This window comes from Natronomonas gomsonensis (assembly GCF_024300825.1).
Taxonomy (GTDB): Archaea; Halobacteriota; Halobacteria; order Halobacteriales; family Haloarculaceae; genus Natronomonas; species Natronomonas gomsonensis.
On sequence record NZ_CP101323.1, the window covers coordinates 2,049,506 to 2,073,630 of the forward strand.

Here is a 24,125-nt window from a genome sequence, read left to right on the forward strand (position 1 = left end):
CACGTGGACGACGACGACGCCTTCCGCGATTTGACACAGCGATATCTCGAACGGGAAGGGATAGATGTCGTCGACGCAGAGAGGGCCGCCGACGCACTCGACCGGCTCGACGAATCGGTCGACTGCGTCGTCTCCGACTACGACATGCCGAACACCGACGGGTTGGAGTTGCTCGAATCGGTTCGCGAGCGCGACTCCGACCTCCCGTACATCCTCTTTACTGGGAAGGGAAGCGAGGAAATCGCGAGCGACGCCATCAGCGCGGGCGTGACGGATTACCTCCAGAAGGACGCCAGCGCCGAGCAGTTTACCGTCCTGTCGAACCGCATCGAACACGCCGTGACCAAGCGCCGGACCAAAGCCGCACTCGAAGAGAGCGAGCGGATGCTGTCGACGCTCGTCTCGAACCTCCCCGGCATCGTGTATCGCTGCCGCAACGAGCCGGAGTGGCCGATGGAGTACATGAGCGGCAACGTCGCCGAGTTGACCGGCTACGACGCCGAGACGTTCCTCAAGGGCGACCTGAAGTGGGCCGATATCATCAGAGACGACGAAGAGCGGCTCTGGAACACCGTCCAATCGGCCCTCGACGACCGCGAGCCGTTCGAGACGACCTACCGCATCGCCGACGCCGACGGGGAGACGCGGTGGATGTGGGAGCAGGGTCGCGGCGTCTTCGAGGACGGTGAGTTGGTCGCCTTGGAGGGGTTCATCACCGAGGTGACCGAGCGGAAACGCCACGAGCAGGAACTCGCCAAGTACGAGCGGTTGGTCGACGCGATGGGAGACCCGGTGTACACCACCGACGCCGACGGCTACGTCACGACGTTCAACAAGCGAGCGACGGCGCTGACCGGCTACGAGGCCGACGACATCGTCGGCGAGCACGTCGAGATGCTGCTCACACCCGAGGACATCGAACGTGGTCGGGCCGTCGTCCGCGAGTTACTCGACTCCGAAGGGGCCGACACCGCGACCTACGACATCACGATTCGAGCGGCCGACGGCGAGCACCTCGAATTGGAAAATCACGTCGCCCTGCTCGCGGACGGCAGCGAGTTCCGCGGCACCGTCGGCGTCCTCCGGAGCAGCGAAGACCGAACCGACAACCGACTCCGCCGACTCCACGAGTCCGCTCGCGAGTTGATGAGCGAAGGCGACCGCGACCGCATCGCGTCGTTGACCACCGACGCGGCAAAGGAGATACTCGGCCAGCCGATTACGACGGTCCGTCTCGAAGCCGACGGCGCGCTTCTGGTGGCGTCGACGACCGAAGAAGCCGAGGAGACACTGCCCGAACGACCGCGAGACGTCTCCGGGGACACCCCGGCCGGAGCGGCGTTCCGCGAGGGGGAACCACGCGTCGAGGACGACCTCTCGGAGTACGACGACTTCGACCGTGGCAGCGTCAGCTCGGCCGCGTACTTCCCGCTCGGCGACCACGGCGTGTTGATAATCGGCGCCATCCAATCCGACGCCTTCGACGCACGGGACATCCAGTTGGCGACGATACTCGCCGCCAACGCCGAGGCCGCACTGGACCGTGCCGCAAAGGAGGAGGCGCTCCGACAGGAGCGCGACGACCTCCAGGCGCTGTTCGAGAACATCCCCGACCCGACGGTCGAGACGGTCATTCGCCGTGGCGAGGCGGTCGTCGAGCGAGCGAATCCGGCCTTCGAGGACGTGTTCGGCTACGACGAAGCCGCGGTGACCGGCGGGAACCTCGATGAGTTCATCGTTCCCACGGAGTCCAGAAACGAAGCCGTCCAGTACAACGAACGGATACGCGAAGGCGAGGGGTTCCACGGCGAGGTCCGTCGACTCACCGACGACGGCCTCCGGGATTTCATCCTCCACGTCGTCCCACACGACGTCACCGGCGAGTCGACCCGTGGCTACGCCATCTACACCGACATCACCGAACAGAAGCAACGCGAGCGGGAACTCGCCCGGCAGAACGAACGCCTCGACCAGTTCGCGAGCGTCGTCTCCCACGACCTCCGGAACCCCCTGTCGGTCGCCCGCGGGCGCGTCGAACTCGCGCGAATGACCGGCGATGAGAAACACTTCGAGGCGTTGGAGCGCGCCCACGACCGCATGGAGGAACTCATCGAAGGGTTGCTCGCGCTGGCACGACAGGGGGAGTTGACCGGCGACCCCGTCGCCGTCGAGTTGGAGAGCGCCGCCGAGGCGGCGTGGGAGACCACTGACACGGACGACCTCACGCTCGAACTCGACGAAACAACGACCCTCGAGGCCGACCCCGAGCGACTCCGACAACTGCTCGAGAACCTCTTTCGGAACGCGGTGGAACACGGCGAGGAGGTCTCGACGCTCGTCGTCGGCAGCCTACCCGATGGCTTCTACGTCGAAGACGACGGCGTCGGCATCCCGGACGACGAGCGTGAGTCGGTGCTCGAATCCGGCTACTCCACCGCCGGCGGCACCGGCTTCGGTCTCGCAATCGTCGACACCATCGCCGAGGCCCACGGCTGGGAGGTGTCGGTCACCGAAAGCGATTCCGGCGGTGCCCGCTTCGAGTTCCACGGCGCCACAGCGGAGTAATCAGTCCACCTCGCCCGCCCGCCAGCGGCCGCCGTTGGCGCGGTAGCCGTCGAATTCGCCGCGCTCGATTTCCGCCTGGATTTCCTCACAGGTCGCGTCGTCGACCGCCGCGAGGTGACACAGCGGGTGCCCCGGCAGTGCGACCGGGTTCTCGAGGACGCCGACGAGCAGACCGGTGAACGGCGCCTCGACGGCGTGTTCTTCCTCGCCGAAGTGGTCCGTGATGGTGCAGATGGTCTCGCCGGCCCGGACCAGGGGGTAGGGGCCCCACTGCATGTCGACGAGGCCGCCGGTGTCCGCCCGGAGCCACGACTTCTCGGTGTCGTCGCCGATGACCCGACGCCACCCCGGATGCAACACCGAGTGTCCGGGCAACATGTCGTACTCCGCGAGCACCGACTCGACGCCCGCAACCGCCTTCTCGATGAGCGCCGGTTGAAACCGGTGGGCCTTCCCCATCTCGACGGCGACCGTTGGCGTCCCCGACGCCGTCGCGACGGCCCGGAGCGACCCGTTGTCGCCGGTCCCCGAGAGGACGAGGTTCGCGCCGAAGGCCCGCGTCAACCGCTCGACGGCCGGATCCGAGACGTTCGCGCGGGCGTGATACATCGTCGTCCGGTTGCGAGTCGAGGTGTGGAAATCGAGACAGAGGTCACACGGCTTCACGAACCGCTCGAACACCTCGTGGGCCATCCGTGAGGCCGTGTTACCGCTCTCTTGGCCCGGGAACGAGCGATTGAGGTCCTGGTCGTAAATCGGGATGTAGCGCTGTTGGGCCTGATACCCCGGCACGTTGACGACGTGGACGACGACGACCGTTCCGTGGATGTCGGCCGGGGAGTAACGTCCGGCGACCTCCTGACACACCTTCACGCCGTTGAGTTCGTCGCCGTGAATCGCCGCGGTCAGACAGAGTCGTGGCCCCGGTTCGGACCCGTTGATGACGGTGACCGGCACCTCGACCGGGTCGCCGAGGTACGTCTCGCTGATTTCGTACCGGAAGTGTCGCTTCTCGCCGGGCGGGACTTTCCCGTCGTACCGGAAGGGGCGGGACGCCTCGGGGACGTCGATGGCCGTCGCGTCGGACATGGGGGTGCCACACACGCGGCAACCAAGGTAGTTTCGTGGAACTCGCTGACCCCCCGCTCTGACGAACCCTTTTGACCGAGAGCGACCCAGACTGACGCATGACCACACGGCTCCCAGAGTCGGAATTCGACGACCGCCTCGCCGCCGCCAGGGAACGAATCGACACCTCGGATGCCGACGCCGGCGTCTGGTTCGGCGCGACTTCGATAGAGTACCTCACCGGCTTCGCACACATCCAAACCGAGCGGCCGGTCGTCCTCGCTGTGACCGACGACACGGTCGCGCTGACCGTCCCCCGACTGGAAGTCGAACGCGCCGAGGCCGTCGACTCAATCGACCGCGTCGACTCGTACTTCGACTACCCCGGTGGCAATCCCATCGAGACGGCCGCCGAAACCCTGTCGGACCTCGGCGTCGAGTCGGTCGCCGCCGACGGCGACGGCGCCCCCGGCGTGATGGGGTATCAGGGGCCGCCGCTGAGCGAGTTCCTCGCCGTCGACACCCAAGACTGGGTGAGTCGGATGCGGTGGGCGAAAAGCGACGCCGAAATCGAGTTGATACGGGAGTCCGCGGAGTGGGCGAACCTCGGCCACCGGTATCTCGCCGACTACACCGAGGTCGGCGCCCACCCGGCGACGGTTAGCCAGCGGGCCTCGACGGACGCCTCCCGGGCGATGCTCGACACGTTGGGTGACCGCTACGTCGAGCGCGCCCGCGGGGACGGCCCCGTCCACGCCGGCTACATCTCCGCCGAGGAGACCGCCCTCCCGCACGGCCACACGCCGAATCAGCGACTCCGCGAGGGCGACGTACTGATTACGGGTGCGACCGCCAACGTCGACGGCTACTTTTCGGAACTCGAACGGACGATGTTCGTCGGCGAACCCAGCGACCGACAGCGCGAGTGCTTCGAAATCATGCTCGAAGCCCAGACGATAGCCATCGAATCGCTCGGTCCCGGCGTCGCGCTGGAGTACGTCGATAGCGAGGTCATAGCCTACTTCGAAGAGCAGGGCGTCGCCGACCTCGCCCAACACCACGTCGGCCACAACATCGGCTTGGGCGCCCACGAACCACCCTACATCGACCGCGGGTGGAGCGACCACTGCGAGGCCGACCACACGAACTACGACGCCGCTGACGCGTCGATGGAGCCGGGGCACGTCTACACCATCGAACCCGGCATCTACACCGACACGGATGGGTACCGCCACTCCGACACCATCGCCATCACCGACGACGGTATCGAGTGGCTCACCTACTACCCGCGGGAACTGGAGGCGAACGTGATTCGCTGACGGCCGGCCCCAAGGGCCGACCGGCCGCCGGAGCCAAACGCTTGAAGTCGTCTGCCACGATAGCACCGCCCAGTGACAGTCTCTTTCGACCTCTTCGGGACGCTCGTCGACTGCGATACGCCCGCCGACCCGGCGGCGGCCGTCGCCGCAGAACTCCGCGAACGCGGGGTTTCGGTTCCCGAGGACTTCGGCGACGCCTACCGAGAGGTCCACATCGACGCCCCGGACGGCGCGGAGGTACCGCTGCCGGCACACGTCTCGGCGGCGCTTGCCTCCCGCGGCGTCGACGCGCCGAACAACGCCGCCAGGCGGTCGGTCGTCGCCGCCTTCGACCCCGACGTGACGCGACGCGATGGCGCTCGCGAGGCCATCGCCGCCGCACGCGAGTTCGGCCCGGTCGGCGTCTGCTCGAACTGCAGCGTCCCGGAGTTGGCCCGTCGGACCCTGATTCGTGCAGACCTCCACGAGGCCTTCGACGCCGTCGTCACGAGCGTCGGTTGTGGCTGGCGAAAGCCCGACCCAAGAGCCTTCGAGACGGTCGCCCGCCGCCTCGACACCACCGCCGAGAGCCTCGTCCACGTCGGCGACGACCCCGCGACCGACGGCGGCATCGAGGAGTTGGGGGGCCGGTTCGTGGATGTCGACGAGGTGCCGCTGTCGGCGCTCGAATCGCGGCTGGAGGCCCGACGGTGACGGACGTTCCGCTCGGCGTCACCGTCGCCGTCCTGCTGGCGGCGGGACTGGACTGGACGCTACGGGAACCGCCCGCGGAGTACCACCCGGTGACGCTGTTCGGCCGCCTCGTCGATTCGGTCGATGCCGAGTACGACGACCCGAAACGCGCTGGCGTCGCCGTCGCCGCTATCCTCCCGATTGCCGCCGCCGTGGCCGTCTATGCGGCCCTGTGGCTGACGACCCCGCTCCCGGGCATCGTGACGGCCGTCCTCGCCGGCCTCGTCCTGTGGTCGACGTCGAGTCTCCGACTACTCATTGATGCCGCCGAGCAAGCCATCGAAGAAAGCGAGACCGACCCCGAGGCCGCCCGCGAGGTACTGCCGGCGCTGGTCGGCCGCGACACCGCCGACCTTCCGCCGGAACTCCTCCGGAGTGCGGCCGTCGAAAGCGCCGCGGAGAACTTCTCCGACGGCTTTCTCGCGCCGATTCTGGCGTTCGCGCTGTTCGCGCTCGTCTCGCTGCCCGCCGCCGCGGCCGCCGCGACGTACGTCAAATGCGTCAACACGCTGGATTCGATGCTCGGCTACCCCGGGCCGTTCGGTTGGGCCAGCGCCCGCCTCGACGACTTCGTGATGTTCGTTCCGGCCCGACTCAGTTCGGTCGTCCTCGGCCTGGCTGCAGGCGACCCCGACGCCCCGGGACGGGCACGCCGGTACGCCTCAGTTCCGGATTCGCCGAACGCCGGATGGCCGATGGGGTCGGTCGCCGCCGCCCACAACCTCCGACTGGAGAAGCCTGAGACGTACGTCCTCAACGAGGTGGCTGATTTCCCGACGGTCGCCGAGGGACACAACGCCATCCGGACGGTCACGAGAGCCGGCATCGCAACCTACGTTATCGTCGCACTCCTCGGGGTGATACTGTGGCTCTGAGCGACCTCCCCGGCGCCGTCCGCGGCGGCGTCGCCTTCTGCACCCGACTCCCGCTTTCGGGGTCCGAACGCGACTGGCTGCGGTTCCAGGAGATTCCCGCGGCCTTCCCCGCGGTCGGCTACCTCGTCGGCCTGTTGCTGGCGGTTCCCTTCGTCGTCCTCGATGGCCCGGCGGCCGCAGTCGCCGCCGTCTATCTGTTCGCCGTCTACCTCCTGACGGGCGTCAACCACCTCGACGGCGTCGCCGACCTCGGCGATGCCGCCGCGATACACGACGGCGACGACCGCCGCGAGGCCCTGAAGGACACGACGACCGGCGTCGGCGCCGTCGGGGCGGTCGCCGTCGTCGTCGCCGCCCTCGCACTCGGCGCCGTGGCCGTGGCGGGCCTGCCGGTCGGCGCCGTCTTCCTTCTCGCGGTGGTCCTCGCCGCGGAGGTGAGCGCGAAACTCGCGATGGCGACCGTCGCCTGTCTCGGCACCGCCGCCCACGAGGGCCTGGGGTCGCAGTTCACGCGCAACGCCGACCCCGCGCTGTTGCTCGGGCCGGCCGTCGTTTCGGTCCCCGCCGCGCTTTTCGGCGGCGTCCCGACCGTCCTCGCCGTCGCGGCCGGGCCGCTCGTCGCCTACGGCCTCGTCCGCTGGGCCGAGGCCGCGCTGGGCGGCGTCAACGGCGACGTCTTCGGTGCCGCCAACGAACTCGCCCGGGTCGTCGCGCTCCTCGTGGGGGTGATAGCGTGGACGCAGTTCTGATGTGTGGCGGCCGCGGAACCCGCCTCGACCGCGGCGAGAAACCGCTGTTCGAAATCGCCGGCGAACCGATGGTCGACCGCGTTCTCGGAGCCCTCACGGAGAGCCGAATCGACACCGTCCATGCCGTCACCTCCCCGCACGTCCCCGAGACGACCGCCCACCTCGGGGGACGTGTCCCACTGATAGAGGCCCCCGGCGACGGGTACGTCGAGGACCTCGGCACGGCGCTGGAGACCGTCGAAGAGCCCGTTCTCACGGTCGTTTCCGACCTCCCGCTTCTGGCCGGCGAGGTCGTCGACCGAACCCTCGACGCCCACGACTCCGGGTCGCTGACGGTGTGTGTCCCAACCGCGCTGAAGGAGGCCCTCGGCGTCAGTTCGGACACCACACGCGCCCACGGCGGTCGCGAGTGCTCCCCGACCGGACTGAACGTCGTCGGTGGCGACGCGGAGACCATCCGCGTCAGCTACGACGCCCGACTTGCGGTCAACGTCAACCGCCCCGGCGATGCCGAACTCGCGGAGGTGCTCGCAGATGGACCCTGACAGCGTCGCCGACGCCGAACGGGTACCCCACGGCTCCAGCGACGACCCCGACGTGCTCGATTTGAGCGCGAATATCAACCCCCGCGTCCCCGACGGGACAGGCGCAGTCTACGACGACGCCTTCGAGGCGGCCCGCTCGTATCCGAACGACGACTACCCGGAGTTCCGGGCGGCCGCCGCCGACTACGTCGGCTGTTCGCCCGAATCGGTCGTCCCGACAGCTGGCGGTCTGGCGGCCATCCGTCTCGCAATCGGCGTCACCGTCTCTCCCGGGGAGGACGTACTCGTTCCGTACCCTTCCTTCGGCGAGTACGCCCGCGAGGTCGAGTTGGCCGGCGGCCACCCGCAGTTCGTCGCCCACGACGAACTGCTCGACCGTGACCCCTCGGAGTACGCGATGGCAGTCGTCTGTACGCCGAACAACCCCACGGGCGACCTCTACGGGGAGGACGCCCTTGCCGAGTTCGCCGACCGCTGTGCGGCGGCCGGCACCGTCCTGTTGGCCGACGAGGCGTTTCTCGGCTTCACCGACCGCGACTCACTGGCCGGTCGCGAGCGATGTATCGTCGCTCGCTCGCTCACCAAACTGTTCGGCTTGCCCGGCCTCCGCGCCGGGTTTGCCGTCGCCGGCGGCGAACTGCGCGACCGACTCGAAACCGCCCGGCCGGCGTGGTCGCTGGGCGGTCCCGCCGCCGCCGTCGGTGCCCACGCCATGCGCGATACGGCGTTCGTCGTCGAGACCCGTCGTCGCGTCAAGCGCGAGCGCGCGTACCTCCGGGCGGAACTGACCGACCGCGGCTTCGACGTTCGGCACTCCGACGCGCCGTTCGTCCTCGTCGAGGTCGGCGAGGACCCCACCGACCTGCTGGACGCCTGCCGGGACCGCGGCGTCGTCCTCCGCGATGCGACGACGTTCCGGGGCCTCGCCTCTCACGTCCGCATCGCCGTTCGGGACCGAGAAGCGACCGACCGCCTGCTTTCGGTCCTCGACGAGGTGCGATAGCGTGTTCGAGTTCGACCGCACCGACGACCGACTCACGCTCCGTCGGCCGGAAACCCGCTGGCTCTCGAACGGTTTCGACGGCGGATATCACGACGCCGACGCCGCCCACAACCTCACCGTCAAGGAGGGGTTCGACCGCACCGACCTCGCGGCCTACGCCGCCGAACGCCTCGGCGGCCGACCCGACGGCCCCACGCTTCTGACCGGCGTCTCACAGCGCCACGCCCGCGGCGCCCGCCGCGGCCCCGTCGAAGCCGTCGTCACCGCCGGCGTCTCCAATCCCGCCGAACTGCCGATGGGGCCGGAGGGCGTTCGACCCGAAACAGGGGGCGACTCCGCAGGGGCGTGGCGTCCCGGCACCGTCAACGTCTTCGTCGGGACGACGCGAGCGCTCGACGACGGCGCCCTCGCTGGGTTGCTCGCCACCGCCGTCGAGGCGAAGGCCGCGACGCTCCTGGATGCCGTCGACGTTCCGGGGACCACGAGCGACGCCGTCGTCGTCGGGGCGGACCCGACGGGCGACTCCTCGGAGTTCGCCGGCAGCGCGACCGAGGTCGGGGCGGCCGCCCGTGCCTGCGTCCGCGAGGCCGTCCGCGCGAGCCTCGAGTCCCGATACGACGACGAGGACCCACCCACCGCCGCGGAAGCCCGCTACGGCGTCTCGACAGAGGAGCGGGCGAACGTGTTCGACCTCGGTTGAGTCGTCAGCGGACGCCGGGGGCTCGGGTCACCGACGCCGTCTTGGCCAACGAACCACAATCCCGGCCAATGCGCGAAATCGTCTTCACCGTGGTCCACGAACCCGGGATGAACCCGGTCGCGGACCTGCTCGCCGAGTACCCGAGCGCCCGCATTCGCTCGCTGGCGTGTCACGTCACCGAATCGGCGCTGTGGCGGGTCGACCGCGCCACCGGCCCCGGAGCGGCGCTGGACGAACTCGAAGACCTCGCCGGGGCGCGGTACTTCACCGACTGTCTCGTTCGCGACGGCTGTGACGGCGACTGGGAGACCACGGTTCTGGACCGCTCGGAGAGTTCGCTCGTGTTGTACTCCTACTGGGAGCGGACGGCGAGTTGTGACTCCGTGCCCCATCTTGCCCGCGAGCACTTCGGCGACGGCATCGTCTTGGACGAAACGTGGCGCGGCCGCCGCCAGCGCTGGCGGGCGCTGGCACCCGACGGCCCCGTCGGCGCCTTCGTCGAGGACGTTCGAGCGGTCGCCGACGCCGACATCGAGTTCGAACGCGTCTCCGACCCCGACCCGGACCCCGACGCCGAGTTGTCCCCGAAGCAGGCCGACGCGCTGGCCGCCGCCGTCGAGGCCGGCTACTACGAGACACCGAGAGAGATAGAGACCTACGAACTCGCCGAGCAGTTGGGGATTCCGGGGTCGACGCTGTCGTATCGCCTCCGTCGGGCGGAGGCGTGGCTGGCAAAGCGGTACGTCGAGTAGCCCGAGAGTTGGTACACACCAACCGAGACGCTATCCGGGCCGGACGCGTAGGACGAATCAATGAGTACGGAACGCGTCGAGCTGTCGGCCCCCGAGATGGACTGTTCGTCCTGTGCCGGGAAGGTGCACTCGGCGATAGAGGGTATCGACGGCGTCGTCAACGTAGAGACCCGCCCGACCGCCGGCGTGGTCGTCGTCGAGTACGACGGCGACGCCGTCGACGTCGGGGCGCTCGTCTCGAGCATCGAAGCAGCTGGCTACGAAGTGACCGACACCGAGGGACGACTGACCGAAGGCACCGCCGTCTGGCGGAGCGACCGCGCCTACGCGACTTACGCCGGCGCCGTGGCGCTCCTCGTCGGCGCAATCGTCAGCGTCGGCCCGGTTCCGGACCCGCTCGTCGTCGACGTCCTCCGGGAGACGACGCTGTCGGACGTGCTGTACGTCCTCGCCGCGGCCGTCGCCGGGGTGCCGGTCGTCCGGGCGGGCTATCGCTCCGCGAAACTCAGGGAACTCGACATCGACCTGCTGATGGGCGTCGCCATCCTCGCGGCGCTCGGCGTCGGCTACTACGTCGAGGCGGCGACGCTGGCGGTGCTTTTCAGCCTCGCCGAACTGCTGGAGGCCCACGCGATGGACCGCACGCGGGAGTCGATGCGAGAGTTGCTGGCGCTGTCACCCGACACGGCGACGGTGAAACGCGGCGACAGCGAGGAGACGATTCCGGCCGCCAACGTCGAGGTAGGCGACGTAGTCGTCGTCCGCCCCGGCGAGCGCGTCCCGGTCGACGGCGAAGTCGTTTCCGGGGAATCGGCCGTCGACGAGTCACCAATCACTGGCGAGTCCGTCCCCGTCGACAAGGGCGAGGGCGACGAGGTGTACGCCGGGTCGGTCGTCGAGGGGGGGTACCTCGAAGTGCTTGCGACCGCCGCCGGCGACGAGACGACGCTCGCACGCGTCATCGACCTCGTCGAGGAGGCCGAATCCAGACAGACCGACGCCGAGCGGTTCGTCGACCGCTTCTCGGGGTACTACACACCGGTCATCGTCGCCGGTGCGCTGGCGACCGTGTTCATCCCGCCGCTGTTCTTCGCCGGCGACTGGGGAACGTGGTTCGTCCGCGGACTGACGCTGCTGGTCGTTGCCTGCCCCTGTGCGTTCGTCATCTCGACGCCGGTGACCGTCGTCTCGGGGCTGACGAGCGCCGCCCGCAACGGCGTCCTCGTGAAGGGCGGCGACCACCTCGAACGGATGGGCGAGGTCGACACGGTCGCCTTCGACAAGACGGGAACGCTGACGACCGGCGAACTCTCGGTGACCGACGTGGTGCCGGCGGCCGACAGGGACGCCGACGAGGTGCTCCGAATCGCCGCCGCCCTCGAACGGTACAGCGAACACCCCATCGGGAAGGCCATCGTCGACCGCGCAGAGGACGACGGCGTCGAAGTGCCGGAGGCCACGGGCTTCGAGAACCTCACCGGCCGCGGGGTCCGCGGCGACATCGAAACCACCTACTACGTCGGCAAGCCCGCGCTGTTCGAGGAGTTGGGCCACGACCTCGGCCACGCCCACGTCCGAACCGACGGCGGCGCCTCGGTCGCCGAACGGGCCGACCCCGACTGCGACCGGCCGGGCTGTGTCGACCTCCGTGGGGACACCATCGCCGACCTCCAGTCCGACGGTAAGACGGTCGTCATCGTCGGAACCGACGAGGAACTACTCGGCGTCGTCGCCGTCGCGGACACGATTCGACCGGAAGCCGAGGGCGTCGTCGCGACCCTGGAGACCGCCGGCGTCCGGACGGTCATGCTCACCGGCGACAACGAGCGGACCGCCCGCGCCGTCGGCGAATCGGTCGGTATCGACGAGGTCCACGCCGACCTGCTGCCGGAGGAGAAACTCGACCGCATCGAGCGGTTGACCGAGACGGACACCGTCGCGATGGTCGGCGACGGCGTCAACGACGCCCCCGCCCTCGCTCGCGCCGACGTGGGCATCGCGATGGGCGCCGCCGGCACCGACACCGCCCTCGAAACCGCCGACATCGCGCTGATGGCCGACGACCTCGACGGCGTCCCCTACTGTCTCCGATTGGCCCGGCAGGCCAACGGCGTCATCAAGCAGAACATCCTCGCCAGCCTCGCGGTGAAAGCCGTCCTCGCCGCCGGCGCACCGCTCGGCTACGTCACCGTCATCGTCGCCGTCGTCGTCGGCGACATGGGGATGAGCCTCGCGGTGACGGGCAACGCCCTCCGACTCGGCCGCGTCGAACCGGAGGAGTGACACGGGAACCGAGGCGACGGCGGCCGCGGCACCGGGTACTAACGACGACCGGCGCCGTCGTCATCGAAAAACGAAGCGAGTGAGCGACCACTCGACCCAGATGTTACGTAATCTTTAACAGAATATACCCACTATTTTAATATATGACCGTCGTAAGCGTCTCGATGCCGGAGTCGTTGCTGGACCGCCTCGACGAGTTCGCCGACGAGCACGGCTACACCGGCCGCAGCGAAGTCGTCCGAGAGGCTTCCCGGAACCTGCTGGGGGAGTTCGAAGACCAGAAACTGGAGGGACGGGACCTGATGGGCGTCGTCACCGTCGTCTTCGACCACGAGACCTCCAGCGCCGAACAGCGGATGATGGAGATTCGCCACGAACACGAACACACCGTCGTCTCGAATGTCCACAACCACGTCGGCGACCACTACTGCATGGAACTGTTCGTCCTCGAAGGCGAACTCGACGAAATCTCGACGTTCGTCGGGAAGATTCGCGCGACCAACGACGTGCTGTCGGTCGATTACTCCGTCATCCCCGTCGACGACTTCGAGATGGCGCTGACCGGGTAACTCCGGAGCGTCTCCGAACCACCCGACGACGACAGGACCTTGTGCGGCCGCGACAACACTCGGCCATGACCGACCGGAACACGCCCGGCAAGGGACGGCCTCCGGAGGCCCGCGACATCGAACCCGCCGCACCCGAGGAGTTCGGCCTCACGCAGGTGTGGTGGGGCGACGGCAAGGGAAAGACGACCGCGACGCTAGGGATGGCGTTTCGCGCTGCCGGCCACGGCTTCCGCGTCCACGTCCTGCAATTCATGAAGGGCGGCGCCGACAGCGTTGAGGACGTCCGCGGGGAGTACAACGCGATGGCCGCCATGCCCGGCCTCACCTACGAGAATCTGGGCCACTACGGCTGGCACGCGATGAACGACGGCACCGAGGAACGCGACCACGCTGCCGAGGCCCAAGCCGGGTTCGAGCGCGCCCAGGAACTCCTCGAAGGCGCCGCGGCCGCCGACCTCACGACGCCGTTTTCGCCCGACTCGGACCCCGACGAGGGGGTCCACATGCTCGTCCTCGACGAACTGCTGTACGCCGCCGACCGCGGCCTCGTCGACCCCGAGTCCGTCATCGAGTTCGTCGAGACGAAACCCGACCGACTGGAGTTGGTGCTGTCGGGAAGCCACGAGCGACCCGAGTACCTCCTCGATTCGGTCGACCTCGTGACGAACGTCCGCAAGGAGAAACACCCCATCGACGCCGGCCAGCGGGCCCGAAAGGGCACCGAATACTGACCCCTTCGAAGCGCCAAAACCGCAAGACGGCGCGACAGACAGCCGTCAGACACGCGACCGACAGGAGCACAAAGCCCATTACGGGGCCACCCCCATCGACGCTTGGAGGATGGGTGGGCGCACGCTCCTTCCCCTTTGCGCTCTCCCCTTTCGTCACGCCCCGAGCGACTGCCCTGTCACTCCAGCAGGTCGGTGTCGTACTTGACGTAGTTGCCGAGCCAGCCGCCGACGGCACCCAATCCGACGGTGTAGACGGCCGCGACGATGAGTCCGAACACGACGACGAACAGCAGTAAGACGGTCCCACCGACGGCACCGCTGCCACCGCCGCCCGGACCGGCGGCGAAGATTCCGAACACACCGAAGACGAAGACGGCGAACACAAAGAACAGCGCCAGCGGGATCGCCGCGACGACGCCCGAGTACGCGCCGACGCGCAGGCCGTCGTTTCGAGAGCCGCCCTGCAGATACCCCGCTATCGCACCGCCCAGCACCGGCGACAGCGGGATAAACGAGAGAACTATCGCGGCGACGCCGCCGACGAGTGCGTTGATGAGAGTGTCTCCTTCGGCCATACGCGCCACTGGGCGACGCGAGCGAATAAAAATGCCCCCGCGAGTTGCGGAGAAAAGAGCCGAACCCGAGGTCAGTCAGCCGTGTTCGGGCCGAGCGTTACTCCTCTTCTCGCACGTCAACGACCAACACGGGGACGTGCGTCGAGCGCAGGGTGCGCTCGGTGACGCTCCCGAGCAGCGCGCGCTTGACGCCCGAGCGACCGTGTGAGCCCATCACCACGAGGTCGATGTCGTGGTCCTCGGCGTACTCGGCGACCACGCCGTGGGGTTGGCCCCCTGCGATGTGTTCGACCGTTTTGAGGCCGTGTGCGCGGGCGCGATCGGCGACGTAGCCGGTCGCCTCCTCGGCTTTGGCCTTCACCTCTTCCATCTCGTCGAACTGCCCCTGCTGGAGTCGGTCGACCTGTTCGGCGCCGAGACTCAGGCTCATCGAGTCCACGTCGACGACGTACAGCGCGTGCACTTCGGCGCCGTACTTCTCGGCGAGGTCGAGAGCGTGCTCGACGGCGTTTTCGGCCGTATCGCTACCGTCCGTCGGAACGAGTATTTTTTCGTACATTGTTCAGTCGTCCGCGGGGGTCTCGCCCCCGTCGGTGCTGACGACGTCTTCTGCGGTCTGTTGCTGTCGCATCGGTTCGGGACTGTGACACTGCCGGACCAACCGCTTTGTCTCCAGCGGCGGTTCCGGCGTCGCAAGCGAGACGGCGATGGTCACGATGAACACCACCGGCGTGCCGATGAGCGCCGCCCCGATTGGCGGGACGTACTGTGCGTAGATGGGCACGATGGCGCCGCCTTCACCGGCGATGGCCGCCAGCGAGTCGATGTAGCTCGGCAGCACGCTGTTGATAATCGACGTAATCCAGATGAGCAGCCCGACGGTCATGCCGGCCAGCGCACCCTGTCGGTTGGTGTTCTCCCACCACAGCCCGAGGAAGAACATCGGGAACAGCACGATGCCCGCAAGTGAGAACGCGTAGGCGACCAACTCGCCGATGAGCGCCGGCGGGTTGAACGCGGTGACGGTCACCAGCGCACCGATACCGACGATGGTCGCACGGCCGATGAGGACCTGTTGACGCTGGGTCGCATCGGGGTTGATGAGTTCCGTGTAGATGTCGTGGGCGACGGCCGACGATGCCGTGATGAAGAGGCCCGCCGTCGTCGCAATCGCGGCGGCCATCCCGCCGGCGGCGACCAGTCCGACGAACCACGCCGGCAGGTCCGCGAACTGGGCAGCGAGGACGACGATGACGTCACCCTCCGCGCCGGTCATGGCGGCCTCGCCGCTGAACACCGCTTCGGGAGAGATGCCGTTGACCTGCGCGAAGAGGTCGACGCCGAAGGCCGCCATCGCGGGAGCGGCCCAGTACAGCAGACAGATGAAGAACAGCCCCGAGACGGTCGACCAGCGGGCGGTCCGCTCGTTTTCGACCGTGTAGAACCGCACGAGCACGTGCGGGAGCCCGCAGGTGCCGACGATGAGCGAGAACGCCGTCGCAACCCACAGGTAGTAGCCGTTGCCCCCGATGAACGGCTCGGAGAACTGTCGGCCCAGCTCGCTGAACAGCGCGCCGTATTCGACCTGCGGTAGAATCGTCGAGTACCCCTGCGTGAAGCCGACGACGTAGACGCCGGCGAGGAACGCCACGATGAGGATGACGTACTGGACGGCCATGTTCTTCGTCGCGCCCAACATGCCCGACAGCGCGAGGTAGCCGACGGTAATCGTCATCATCACCACAATCATCGGGATGATGTCGAGTCCGAAGACGTACTGGCCGACCAGTCCCATCCCGCGGGCCTGTCCGACCGAGTAGACGTAAGCGATGAGCAGCGTCGTGAACGCGCCCAACGCGCGTGCCGTCGAGGAGTTGAACCGGTCACCGACGAAGTCGGGTGCGGTGTACTTCCCGAAGCGGCGCATCTGTGCCGCCAGGAAGATGAGCAGGATGAAGTACCCCGTCGTCCAGCCGACGATGAACGCCAGTCCGTAGAAGCCCGCGAGGGCGACCAGACCGGCCAATCCGAGATACGACGCGGCCGACATCCAGTTGGCGCCGATGGCCATCCCGTTTTCGATGTTCCCGATGCCACGGCCGGCGACCCACATGCCCTCGGTGTCGGCGACCTTGAACACGTAGCCGATGACGAGGAACGACGCCATCATCAGGAAGACGATGATGGCGGGCAGCAGTTTGAACGAGATGTCGAGCGCTTCCGCCTGAAGCGGGAACATTACTCCTCAACACCTCCGTCGGCGGCGGTCGCTTCGCCGCTGGGTTCACTTTCGACGGTTCCGTGCTCGATGCCGTACTTGTCGTCGAGTCGGTCCCGCGAGCGGGCGTACACCGCCGCCAACACGAGCGCGCCGGTCGGCCCGCCGAGGGCGACGAGGAAGTAGTGCAGCGGGAACCCCAACACGGTGAGGGAAGTCATCGTCTCGGGGGCGAGTCGGGTCAGCGTCACCGGCCCCCACACGATGAGCGTCCAGGCGATGAACGTCCCCCAGACGAGTTTCAGATGGTCCCGCATGAACGGCGTACTCGGCTTCAACAGGTTCACTTCCCTGTCGAGGTAGTCCGTCTCCCGGTGCTTCTGTGCGTTCGTTACCGTACCACCGTCGGTCTCTACCGCAGAGCCGTCAGTGTGCGTGTCTTTTTCTGTCATAGTCTCCTGTCTGTAGTGTCGTGGATAGCGTTCGTTTCGAAAACGGGAGTCGCTCAGTCCCCGCTGACCTTTCGCTCGATGTCGTCGACGATTTCGGGGTTTCGGAGCGTGCTCGTGTTCCCCAACTCGTCACCGTTCGCGATGTCCTCCAGCAGCCGCCGCATGATTTTCCCGGACCGAGTCTTCGGCAACTCGGGTGTGAAGATTACCTCCTCGGGCCGGGCGATGGGTCCGATGGCGTCTTCGACACCCTCGATGATGCGCTCGGACATCTCCTCGCTTTCCTCGTAGCCGTCCTCGAGGATGACGTAGGCGTAGACGGCCTCGCCTTTCAGGTCGTGGTCGCCGCCGACGACGGCGGCTTCCGCGACGCCCTCGACGCCGACGATGGCGGATTCGACCTCCATCGTCCCCAGCCGGTGGCCGGAGACGTTGATGACGTCGTCGACGCGGCCGAGGATGGTGATGTAGCCGTCCTCGTCGATTTTCGCGCCGTCCTCGGGGAAGTACACCCACTCGTCTTCGTCGCCGTCGGAGTACTCCTGCCAGTACTCGTTGAGGAACCGCTCGTCGTTTTTGTACAGCGTCCGGAGCATGCCGGGCCAGGGCTTGTTGACCGTCACGTAGCCGGCCTCGCCGGGGCTGATTTCGTTGCCCTCGGTGTCGACGACCCGTGCGTCGATGCCGGGCAGCGGCGGCCCCGCCGTCCCCGGCTTCATCGTCCCGATGGCGGGCAGGGTCGTAATCATCATCCCGCCGGTTTCGGTCTGCCACCACGTGTCGACGACCGGGCAGGATTCGTCACCGATGTGTTTGTAGTACCACTTCCAGGCCTTCGGGTTGATGGGTTCCCCGACCGTCCCGAGCAATCGCAGGCTGGAGAGGTCGTGCTGTTCGGGGTACTGACTGCCCCATTTCATGAACGCGCGGATGGCCGTGGGCGCGGTGTACAGTTGGTTGACGCCGTAGGACTCGACGATGTCCCACATCCGGTCTTTGTCGGGGTAGTCGGGCGTGCCCTCGTACATGACGCTTGTCGTCCCCAGCGCGAGCGGCCCGTAGACGATGTAGGAGTGTCCCGTAATCCAGCCGATGTCCGCCGAACACCAGTAGGTGTCCTCCGGTTTCACGTCGAGGACCGCATGCGAGGTCCACGACACGTAGGAGAGATACCCACCCGTGGTGTGTTTGACGCCCTTCGGCTGGCCGGTCGTCCCCGACGTGTACATGAGGAACAGCATGTCCTCGGCGTCGCGGGTGACCGGGTCGACTGTGGCGCCTTCGTGGTCGGCAACGAGGTCGTCGTAGTCGAGTTGGTCGTCCGTGAGGTCGTGGTCGAGGTCGTCGCCGAGGCGGTCGACGACGACCGTCGTCGTCTCGTGGTCGACGCCACCCAGTCCCTCGTTGGCTTTCGAGATGTGGTCGAGTGCGTCGCCGCGGCGATAGTAGCCATCGCAGGTGACCAGATACTCCGACTCGGCGGAGTTCATCCGCGTGGCGAGTGCGTCCGCCGAGAAGCCGGCGAACACCACCGAGTGCGGCGCGCCGATGCGGGCACACGCCAACATCGCGACCGGCAGTTCCGGAATCATCGGCATGTACATCGTCACCACGTCGTCTTCCTCGACGCCGAGGTCGCGCAGTGTGGCCGCGAACTCGTTTACCTCCCGGTGGAGTTCCTCGTAGGTGTACTCGCGTGTCTCGCCCAACTCACCTTCCCACTGGATGGCGAGTTCGTCGCCGCGGTCGTCGAGATGCCGGTCAAGACAGTTCGCCGACGCGTTGAGTTCGCCGCCGGTGAACCACTCGTAAAACGGCTCCTCGTCGTCGACGAGTACCTCGTCGTACTCCGTCTCCCAATCCAGCAACTCGGCGGCGCGCTCCCAACACTCCGGCCAGTTCTCCTCGAACTCCTCGTAGATGGAGGAGTCCGAGACGTTCGCTTGCTCGACGAAGGACTCCGGTGGCTCGAAGGCCTCCTGTTCGGCAAGCCGTGACTCCAGTTGTGTATCCTCGGGGTCGGACATTCCATTCGATGAAATATCTCCGGTACTAATAAGCGGGGATTCTAAGCATGCTAAACTTCGACACCAGTCCGAACCGGATTCGGGCCACAGACGCGCCGAGAACCCCCGTCAGACCGACCCGAATTATCAATAGTCGCAAAAAGTAATCATTCGATTGACACTCTGAAGCGGGGGGCACCGCGGAGTTCGACCCCCGAGTCGAACTGTTTAGCCCGGGTGGGGGGCCTCGGCGCCGATGTGGTCGCGGGTGTGCTCGAAGAACGACGACAGCAGTTTGCGCTCGGCCTTCCGGAGGTGGTTGTGCAGCGTCGGCGAGGAGACCCCCATCGAGTCGGCGACTTCCTCCGCGGTCGACCCCCGCGGCCAGTCGAAATAGCCCGCGAAGTACGCCGCTCGCAGGGCCGCCCGCTGTTTGTCGGTGAGTTTCTCGGCCAGCGAGTCCTGGAACTCCGCGACGGTCTCGACCGGTTGGTCGACGGCCTGTTTCGCCCTGAGGTCGGTGTCGGGGAACTCGGCCTGTAACCCCTCGACGACGCTTCGAACGTCGGTCTCGCGGGCGATTTCGGCACCCAGCGTCGCCTCGCCCGACTCGACGACCGCCGAGCGAATCGTCGCGCCGCGTTCGGTGAGCGTGAGTGCGGGAGAGTTCCCCTCGACGGTGAACTCCAGAAGCGAGCGGTCGTCGTACTCGCGGATGTAGCGGGCGTCGACGACGCCGTCGGCGGTCATCGCGGCGTCGAGGAACGGGTCCGGCGGCGCGTCGGTCAGCGTCACGTAGAACAGAAGCGCCGTCTCGGAGACGGGGACGACAGCCTCCAGCGTACACGCACAGTCGTGTTGGCGGGTCGCCGCAACGAGGAAGGCGCTGTCGTCGGTGCAACTGAACTCCAACTCGACGACCGTGTCGGCCAAAAGCAGCGTTCGGCGCTCGATGGCCGTCACCGCGTGGCCGATGCGGGCGCCGAGGTCAGCGAGGAGGGTCCGCTCGCGGTCGCCGAAGGCGGTCGCCCGGTCGGTGAAGACGACCAACACCCCGTAGGTCGTCTCCCCGTAGGCCAGCGGGACGATACCCGCCGACCGAACGTCGGCGAGGGCGCTCCGGTCGAACGGCCCGAGCACGTCGTCGGAAAACTCCCCGCCGACGACGCGAGGCGTCTCGCCGTCCATCGCCGCCTCGATGGCGGCGGTTTCGACGGTGACGGCCCCGCCCTCTCCCGAGAGGCCAGCCCACTCGTTGGGGCGAATCCGCGGGTCGCCGGGGTCGGTCGCGCCCACCCACGCGCCGACGTAGGCGTCGCTGTCGGCCAGCGATTCGCAGACGGCGGCCTCGATTTCCTCCCGCGTCGAGGCGTCGATGAGTTCCCGACCGGCGGCGTTGATGTCGGCGACGAGGGCTTCGAGGCCCTCCAGCGTCTCACACCGTCGCGCGAGCGCGCGCTCGCGACGGACGCGCTCGGTGATGTCCGTCGAGACGCCGACGACGAATGATACCTCGCCGTCGCCGCCGGTGACGGGAGCGACGGTCTGTCTGACGTGAACCCGCTCGCCGCTCTTCCGGCGGGTCGTCAACTGTCCCCGCCACGTCTCGCCGTCCAGCACCGTCTCGCGTAACTCCTCGTAGAAGGCGTCGGCGTTCTCGCCGGAACTGAGCAGTTCCTCGGCGGTGCGGCCGACGGCCTCCCCCTGGGTGTATCCGGTCAACTCCTCGAAGGCGGCGTTGGCGTACTCGATTTCGCCGGTCAGCGAGGCGAGACACATCGGCTGGCCGGCGGCCTGGATGGCTCGCTGGAACGCGCCGGCGGCGAGTCCGCCGTCGGCCTCGGCCGACCGGATGACGGCCGTAAACCCCGAGAGGTCGCCGTCGGTGCGGCGCGCACAGACGAGCGCCGGCAGCCGTGTTCGGGTGCCGTCGCCGCACCGGAACCAACACTCCGCGACGGCCACGTCGTCCCGCCCCGCGTTGGCGAGCAGTTCCTTCGGGCGGCCACGCTCACGGGCCGGGTCGGTGAACAGCGTCGCGAACGGCTCGCCGCGGAGCGCGTCGGCGGGTCGGTCCAACAGCGCGCCGACGGCGCCCGAACGTCCGACGATTCGGCCGTCGGCGTCGAGTTCGAGCGCGGCCGCACCGACGGCGTTCCGGAAGGGCGACGACTCCCCCGGCGGTGACCGCTCGTCCCGTGAGAACGCCGCCGCGACCGTCGCGTCGTCGACCGAATCGACGTAGGCGTCCAGCGCCGCCAGTCCGTCCCAGCCACCGACCGACTGGACGACCCGAGGATCGACGCTCTCCTCGGCGAGCAGTCGCCGAGCGAAGTACCGCCGGAGGTCGCCGCTGGAGACGCCCGCCAGGTGGTCGTCGCCGGTGCGGTCGGCGGCGGCCTCGGCCACCTCGGCGACGAGCATCTGGACTCGCCGCGGCGAGAGGTCCACGAGCGGTTCGTCGGGGTCGGTGCCCGTCGTCGCAGCGTACTCGTCGATGGCGCTGGCGACATCCTCGGGGAGGTAGGCCCGTCTGTCGGGGTCGCCGTCGGCGTCGCGAACCGACAGGAAGTGATGCGTCCGGCCGTCGAAGTGCCGACGGTCGACATCTGAGGGCCGGATTCGGACCACTTCGGCGGGTCGGACGCCCACCTCGGCGGCCAACCGCACCACCAGTCGCTTTCTGACCGTCGTCGCGGCGTCCCGAAGCCGCCGGTAGTCCTCGCGGTGCAGTTGTGCCGGCATTTCGCGAAACCGAAGAACTCCGAAATCATAGTGTTTTCGGGGAACGCCCCCGAGAGCGAAACTGAGCACGTACCCGCGAGTCATCCCTTGAGAGACCCGCTACGCCAGAGTTACCAAATCAAGCGACCATTCCAGCCTATTTCGAGTTCAAAAACAAAAGCGAAACGCTACTCCTCCGGTTCGAGGTACGACCGCGTTTCGCCGGCGAGTCTGGCACGGAGTTCGCCGACGATTTCGGGGTTCCGAAGCGCGCTGATGTCGCCCAACTCCTCGCCGGTGGCGATGTCCTCCAGCAGTCGACGCATGATTTTCCCCGACCGCGTCTTCGGGAGTTCCGGCGTGAACACGATGTGGTCGGGAACCGCCACCTCGCCGATGTCGGCCTCGATGCCCGAGACGACGGCCGACCGGAGGGCGGCGTCGCCGGTGTGGCCCTGTTCGGTGCTGACGTAGGCGAGTACCTCACCGCCCGCGCCGACGATGGCGGCCTCGGCGACGCCCTCGCATCCGACGATTGCCGACTCCAGTTCCATCGTCCCGATTCGGTGGTCGCCGATACTGATGACGTCGTCGACTCGGCCCAACAGCGTGATGTAGCCGTCCTCGTCGATTTTCGCGCCGTCGCCGGCGGAGTAGGTCCACTCTCCGGCATCGGGGTCGGAGTACTCCCGCCAGTACTCCTCGACGAAGCGGTCGTCGTCGCCGGCCAGTCCGCGCAACATCCCGGGCCACGGCCTCTCGACGACGAGATACCCCGCCTCGCCCGGGGCGACCGCCTCGCCGTCGGGGTCGACGACTTCGGCGTCGATGCCGGGCAGCGGCGGCCCCGCCGTCCCCGGCTTCATGGTCGAAACGCCCGGCAGTGTCGTCACCATCATCCCGCCCGTTTCGGCCTGCCACCACGTGTCGACGACCGGACACTCCCCGCCGCCGATGTGTTTGTAGTACCACTTCCAAGCCCGCGGGTTGATGGGTTCCCCGACCGTCCCCAGCAGACGCAAACTGGAGAGGTCGTGCGATTCGGGGTGTTCCGGACCCCACTTCATGAACGCTCGAACCGCCGTCGGCGCGGTGTAGAAGGTGTCCACGTCGTAGCGTTCGACCACCTCCCAGATGCGGTCCTTCTCGGGGTAGTCGGGCGTCCCCTCGTACATCATCGTCGTCGCACCCAACGCGAGCGGTCCGTAGACGATGTAGGAGTGGCCCGTAATCCAGCCGATGTCAGCCGAACACCAGTGGGTGTCGTCGGGTTCGAGGTCCAACACGGCGTGGGAACTCCAGGCGACGTGGGAGAGATACCCTCCTGTGGTGTGTCGGACGGCCTTCGGTTCGCCCGTCGTCCCCGAGGTGTACATCACGAAGAGGTCGTCCTCGCTGTCGCGGACGACCGGGTCGACCTCGGCGTTCAGATGCCGTTCGGTCAACTCGTCGTAGTCGTGTTGGCTCTCCCCCAGCGAGTGCGGCAGCCCCCCACCGAGGCGGTCGACGATGACCGTCTCCACATCTTGGTCCAGTCGGCGGACCGCCCGGTCGGCCTTCCCCTTGTGGTTCAGGGCGTCGCCGCGGCGGTAGTAGCCGTCACACGTCACCAGATACTCCGAGTCGGCGTTGTCCATCCGGGTGGCGAGGGCGTCCGCCGAAAAACCCGCGAAGACGACGGAGTGTGGGGCGCCGAGACGCGCACACGCCAACATCGCCACGGGGAGTTCGGGTATCATCGGCAGATACAGCGTCACCACGTCGTCCTCGCCGACGCCCAACTCCCGCAGTGCCGCGGCGAACGCCTCGGTCTCCCGTTTGAGGTCGCCGTAGGTGTAGGTCTCCGTCTCCCCGCGTTTGCCCACCCATCGGATTGCGGCGCGGTTCTTCCGGCCCGCCTCGACGTGACGGTCGACGCAGTTGTAGGCGGCGTTGAGTTTCCCGTCGACGAACCAGCGGTACCGCGGCGCATCGCCCTCGTCCAACACCGCATCCCAGCGGCGGTCCCAATCGAGTAAGTCGGCGGCCCGCTCCCAACAGGCAGGCCAGTTCTCCTCGAACGCCTCGTAAATATCGGGGTCGGAGACGTTCGCCTGCTCGACGAACGCCTCTGGCGGCTCGAACGTCTCACGGCTTTCGAGCCACGCCTCCAACTCCACGTCGACCCCGTCGTCCATCGGTCGTGTGTCCGGGAGACGTTCGGATAAACGTTCCTCCTCTGTGGGGTTTCGACGCCCGCACCGCCGACGCGAAAACGGT

At 67.6% G+C, this 24,125-nt stretch carries 20 protein-coding genes; 12 read left to right on the top strand and 8 right to left on the bottom strand.

Features of this window, described 5'->3' with window-relative positions:
- Nucleotides 1-3: 3 nt before the first annotated feature.
- Nucleotides 4-2,565, top strand: a complete 2,562-nt coding sequence (locus NMP98_RS11050) for a PAS domain S-box protein (RefSeq protein ID WP_254857619.1) — start codon at nt 4-6, stop codon at nt 2,563-2,565.
- On the opposite strand, the gene NMP98_RS11055 is transcribed toward NMP98_RS11050, so the two are convergent.
- Nucleotides 2,566-3,654 carry a succinylglutamate desuccinylase/aspartoacylase family protein gene (locus NMP98_RS11055; RefSeq protein ID WP_254857620.1) on the bottom strand — a complete coding sequence of 363 codons (1,089 nt, stop codon included), beginning with the start codon at nt 3,652-3,654 and terminating at the stop codon, nt 2,566-2,568.
- 98 nt (nt 3,655-3,752) lie between these two features.
- Here NMP98_RS11055 and NMP98_RS11060 point away from each other — a divergent pair, with 98 nt between their 5' ends.
- The 11 genes from NMP98_RS11060 (at nt 3,753) to NMP98_RS11110 (ending at nt 13,891) form a co-directional block, all read left to right on the top strand.
- Nucleotides 3,753-4,952 carry a M24 family metallopeptidase gene (locus tag NMP98_RS11060; RefSeq protein WP_254857621.1) on the top strand — a complete coding sequence of 400 codons (1,200 nt, stop codon included), beginning with the start codon at nt 3,753-3,755 and terminating at the stop codon, nt 4,950-4,952.
- A gap of 72 nt (nt 4,953-5,024) precedes the next feature.
- Nucleotides 5,025-5,645, top strand: a complete 621-nt coding sequence (locus tag NMP98_RS11065) for an HAD family hydrolase (protein ID WP_254857622.1) — start codon at nt 5,025-5,027, stop codon at nt 5,643-5,645.
- On the top strand, nt 5,642-6,559 hold the full coding sequence (locus NMP98_RS11070; protein WP_254857623.1) for a CobD/CbiB family cobalamin biosynthesis protein: 918 nt from the start codon (nt 5,642-5,644) through the stop codon (nt 6,557-6,559). Before NMP98_RS11065 ends, NMP98_RS11070 begins: the two co-directional genes overlap by 4 nt.
- Complete coding sequence (cobS, locus tag NMP98_RS11075; RefSeq protein WP_254857624.1) at nt 6,550-7,308, top strand: adenosylcobinamide-GDP ribazoletransferase; 759 nt, start codon at nt 6,550-6,552, stop codon at nt 7,306-7,308. Before NMP98_RS11070 ends, cobS begins: the two co-directional genes overlap by 10 nt.
- Entirely contained in the window at nt 7,308-7,853 is a 546-nt protein-coding gene (locus NMP98_RS11080) for an NTP transferase domain-containing protein (protein ID WP_254861316.1), read from the top strand. Before cobS ends, NMP98_RS11080 begins: the two co-directional genes overlap by 1 nt.
- On the top strand, nt 7,843-8,856 hold the full coding sequence (cobD, locus tag NMP98_RS11085; protein WP_254857625.1) for a threonine-phosphate decarboxylase CobD: 1,014 nt from the start codon (nt 7,843-7,845) through the stop codon (nt 8,854-8,856). Before NMP98_RS11080 ends, cobD begins: the two co-directional genes overlap by 11 nt.
- A 1-nt stretch (nt 8,857) precedes the next feature.
- Entirely contained in the window at nt 8,858-9,556 is a 699-nt protein-coding gene (locus tag NMP98_RS11090) for an adenosylcobinamide amidohydrolase (RefSeq protein ID WP_254857626.1), read from the top strand.
- A 68-nt stretch (nt 9,557-9,624) separates the two neighbouring features.
- Nucleotides 9,625-10,308, top strand: coding sequence for a helix-turn-helix domain-containing protein (locus NMP98_RS11095; RefSeq protein ID WP_254857627.1), 684 nt, complete (start codon nt 9,625-9,627; stop codon nt 10,306-10,308).
- A gap of 60 nt (nt 10,309-10,368) precedes the next feature.
- Nucleotides 10,369-12,591, top strand: coding sequence for a heavy metal translocating P-type ATPase (locus NMP98_RS11100; protein ID WP_254857628.1), 2,223 nt, complete (start codon nt 10,369-10,371; stop codon nt 12,589-12,591).
- Between the two features lie 143 nt (nt 12,592-12,734).
- Nucleotides 12,735-13,160: a nickel-responsive transcriptional regulator NikR gene (gene nikR / locus NMP98_RS11105; protein ID WP_254857629.1), complete on the top strand. Its 426-nt coding sequence runs from the start codon at nt 12,735-12,737 to the stop codon at nt 13,158-13,160.
- A gap of 65 nt (nt 13,161-13,225) precedes the next feature.
- A complete protein-coding gene (locus NMP98_RS11110) occupies nt 13,226-13,891 on the top strand; it encodes a cob(I)yrinic acid a,c-diamide adenosyltransferase (protein ID WP_254857630.1) in 666 nt (221 codons plus the stop codon).
- Nucleotides 13,892-14,067: 176 nt separating this feature from the next.
- Here NMP98_RS11110 and NMP98_RS11115 read toward each other — a convergent pair whose 3' ends face one another.
- The 7 genes from NMP98_RS11115 to acs (NMP98_RS11145) form a co-directional block, all read right to left on the bottom strand.
- Entirely contained in the window at nt 14,068-14,466 is a 399-nt protein-coding gene (locus NMP98_RS11115) for a DUF5518 domain-containing protein (RefSeq protein WP_254857631.1), read from the bottom strand.
- Nucleotides 14,467-14,563: 97 nt separating this feature from the next.
- Nucleotides 14,564-15,025: a universal stress protein gene (locus tag NMP98_RS11120; protein ID WP_254857632.1), complete on the bottom strand. Its 462-nt coding sequence runs from the start codon at nt 15,023-15,025 to the stop codon at nt 14,564-14,566.
- A gap of 3 nt (nt 15,026-15,028) precedes the next feature.
- Entirely contained in the window at nt 15,029-16,705 is a 1,677-nt protein-coding gene (locus tag NMP98_RS11125) for a sodium:solute symporter family transporter (protein WP_254857633.1), read from the bottom strand.
- Entirely contained in the window at nt 16,705-17,136 is a 432-nt protein-coding gene (locus tag NMP98_RS11130; protein WP_254857634.1) for a DUF4212 domain-containing protein, read from the bottom strand. Before NMP98_RS11130 ends, NMP98_RS11125 begins: the two co-directional genes overlap by 1 nt.
- 53 nt (nt 17,137-17,189) lie before the next feature.
- Nucleotides 17,190-19,163, bottom strand: coding sequence for an acetate--CoA ligase (gene acs, locus NMP98_RS11135; RefSeq protein ID WP_254857635.1), 1,974 nt, complete (start codon nt 19,161-19,163; stop codon nt 17,190-17,192).
- A gap of 207 nt (nt 19,164-19,370) precedes the next feature.
- A complete protein-coding gene (locus NMP98_RS11140; RefSeq protein ID WP_254857636.1) occupies nt 19,371-21,887 on the bottom strand; it encodes a bacterio-opsin activator domain-containing protein in 2,517 nt (838 codons plus the stop codon).
- Between the two features lie 167 nt (nt 21,888-22,054).
- On the bottom strand, nt 22,055-24,043 hold the full coding sequence (gene acs / locus NMP98_RS11145) for an acetate--CoA ligase (protein WP_254857637.1): 1,989 nt from the start codon (nt 24,041-24,043) through the stop codon (nt 22,055-22,057).
- Nucleotides 24,044-24,125 lie beyond the last annotated feature (82 nt).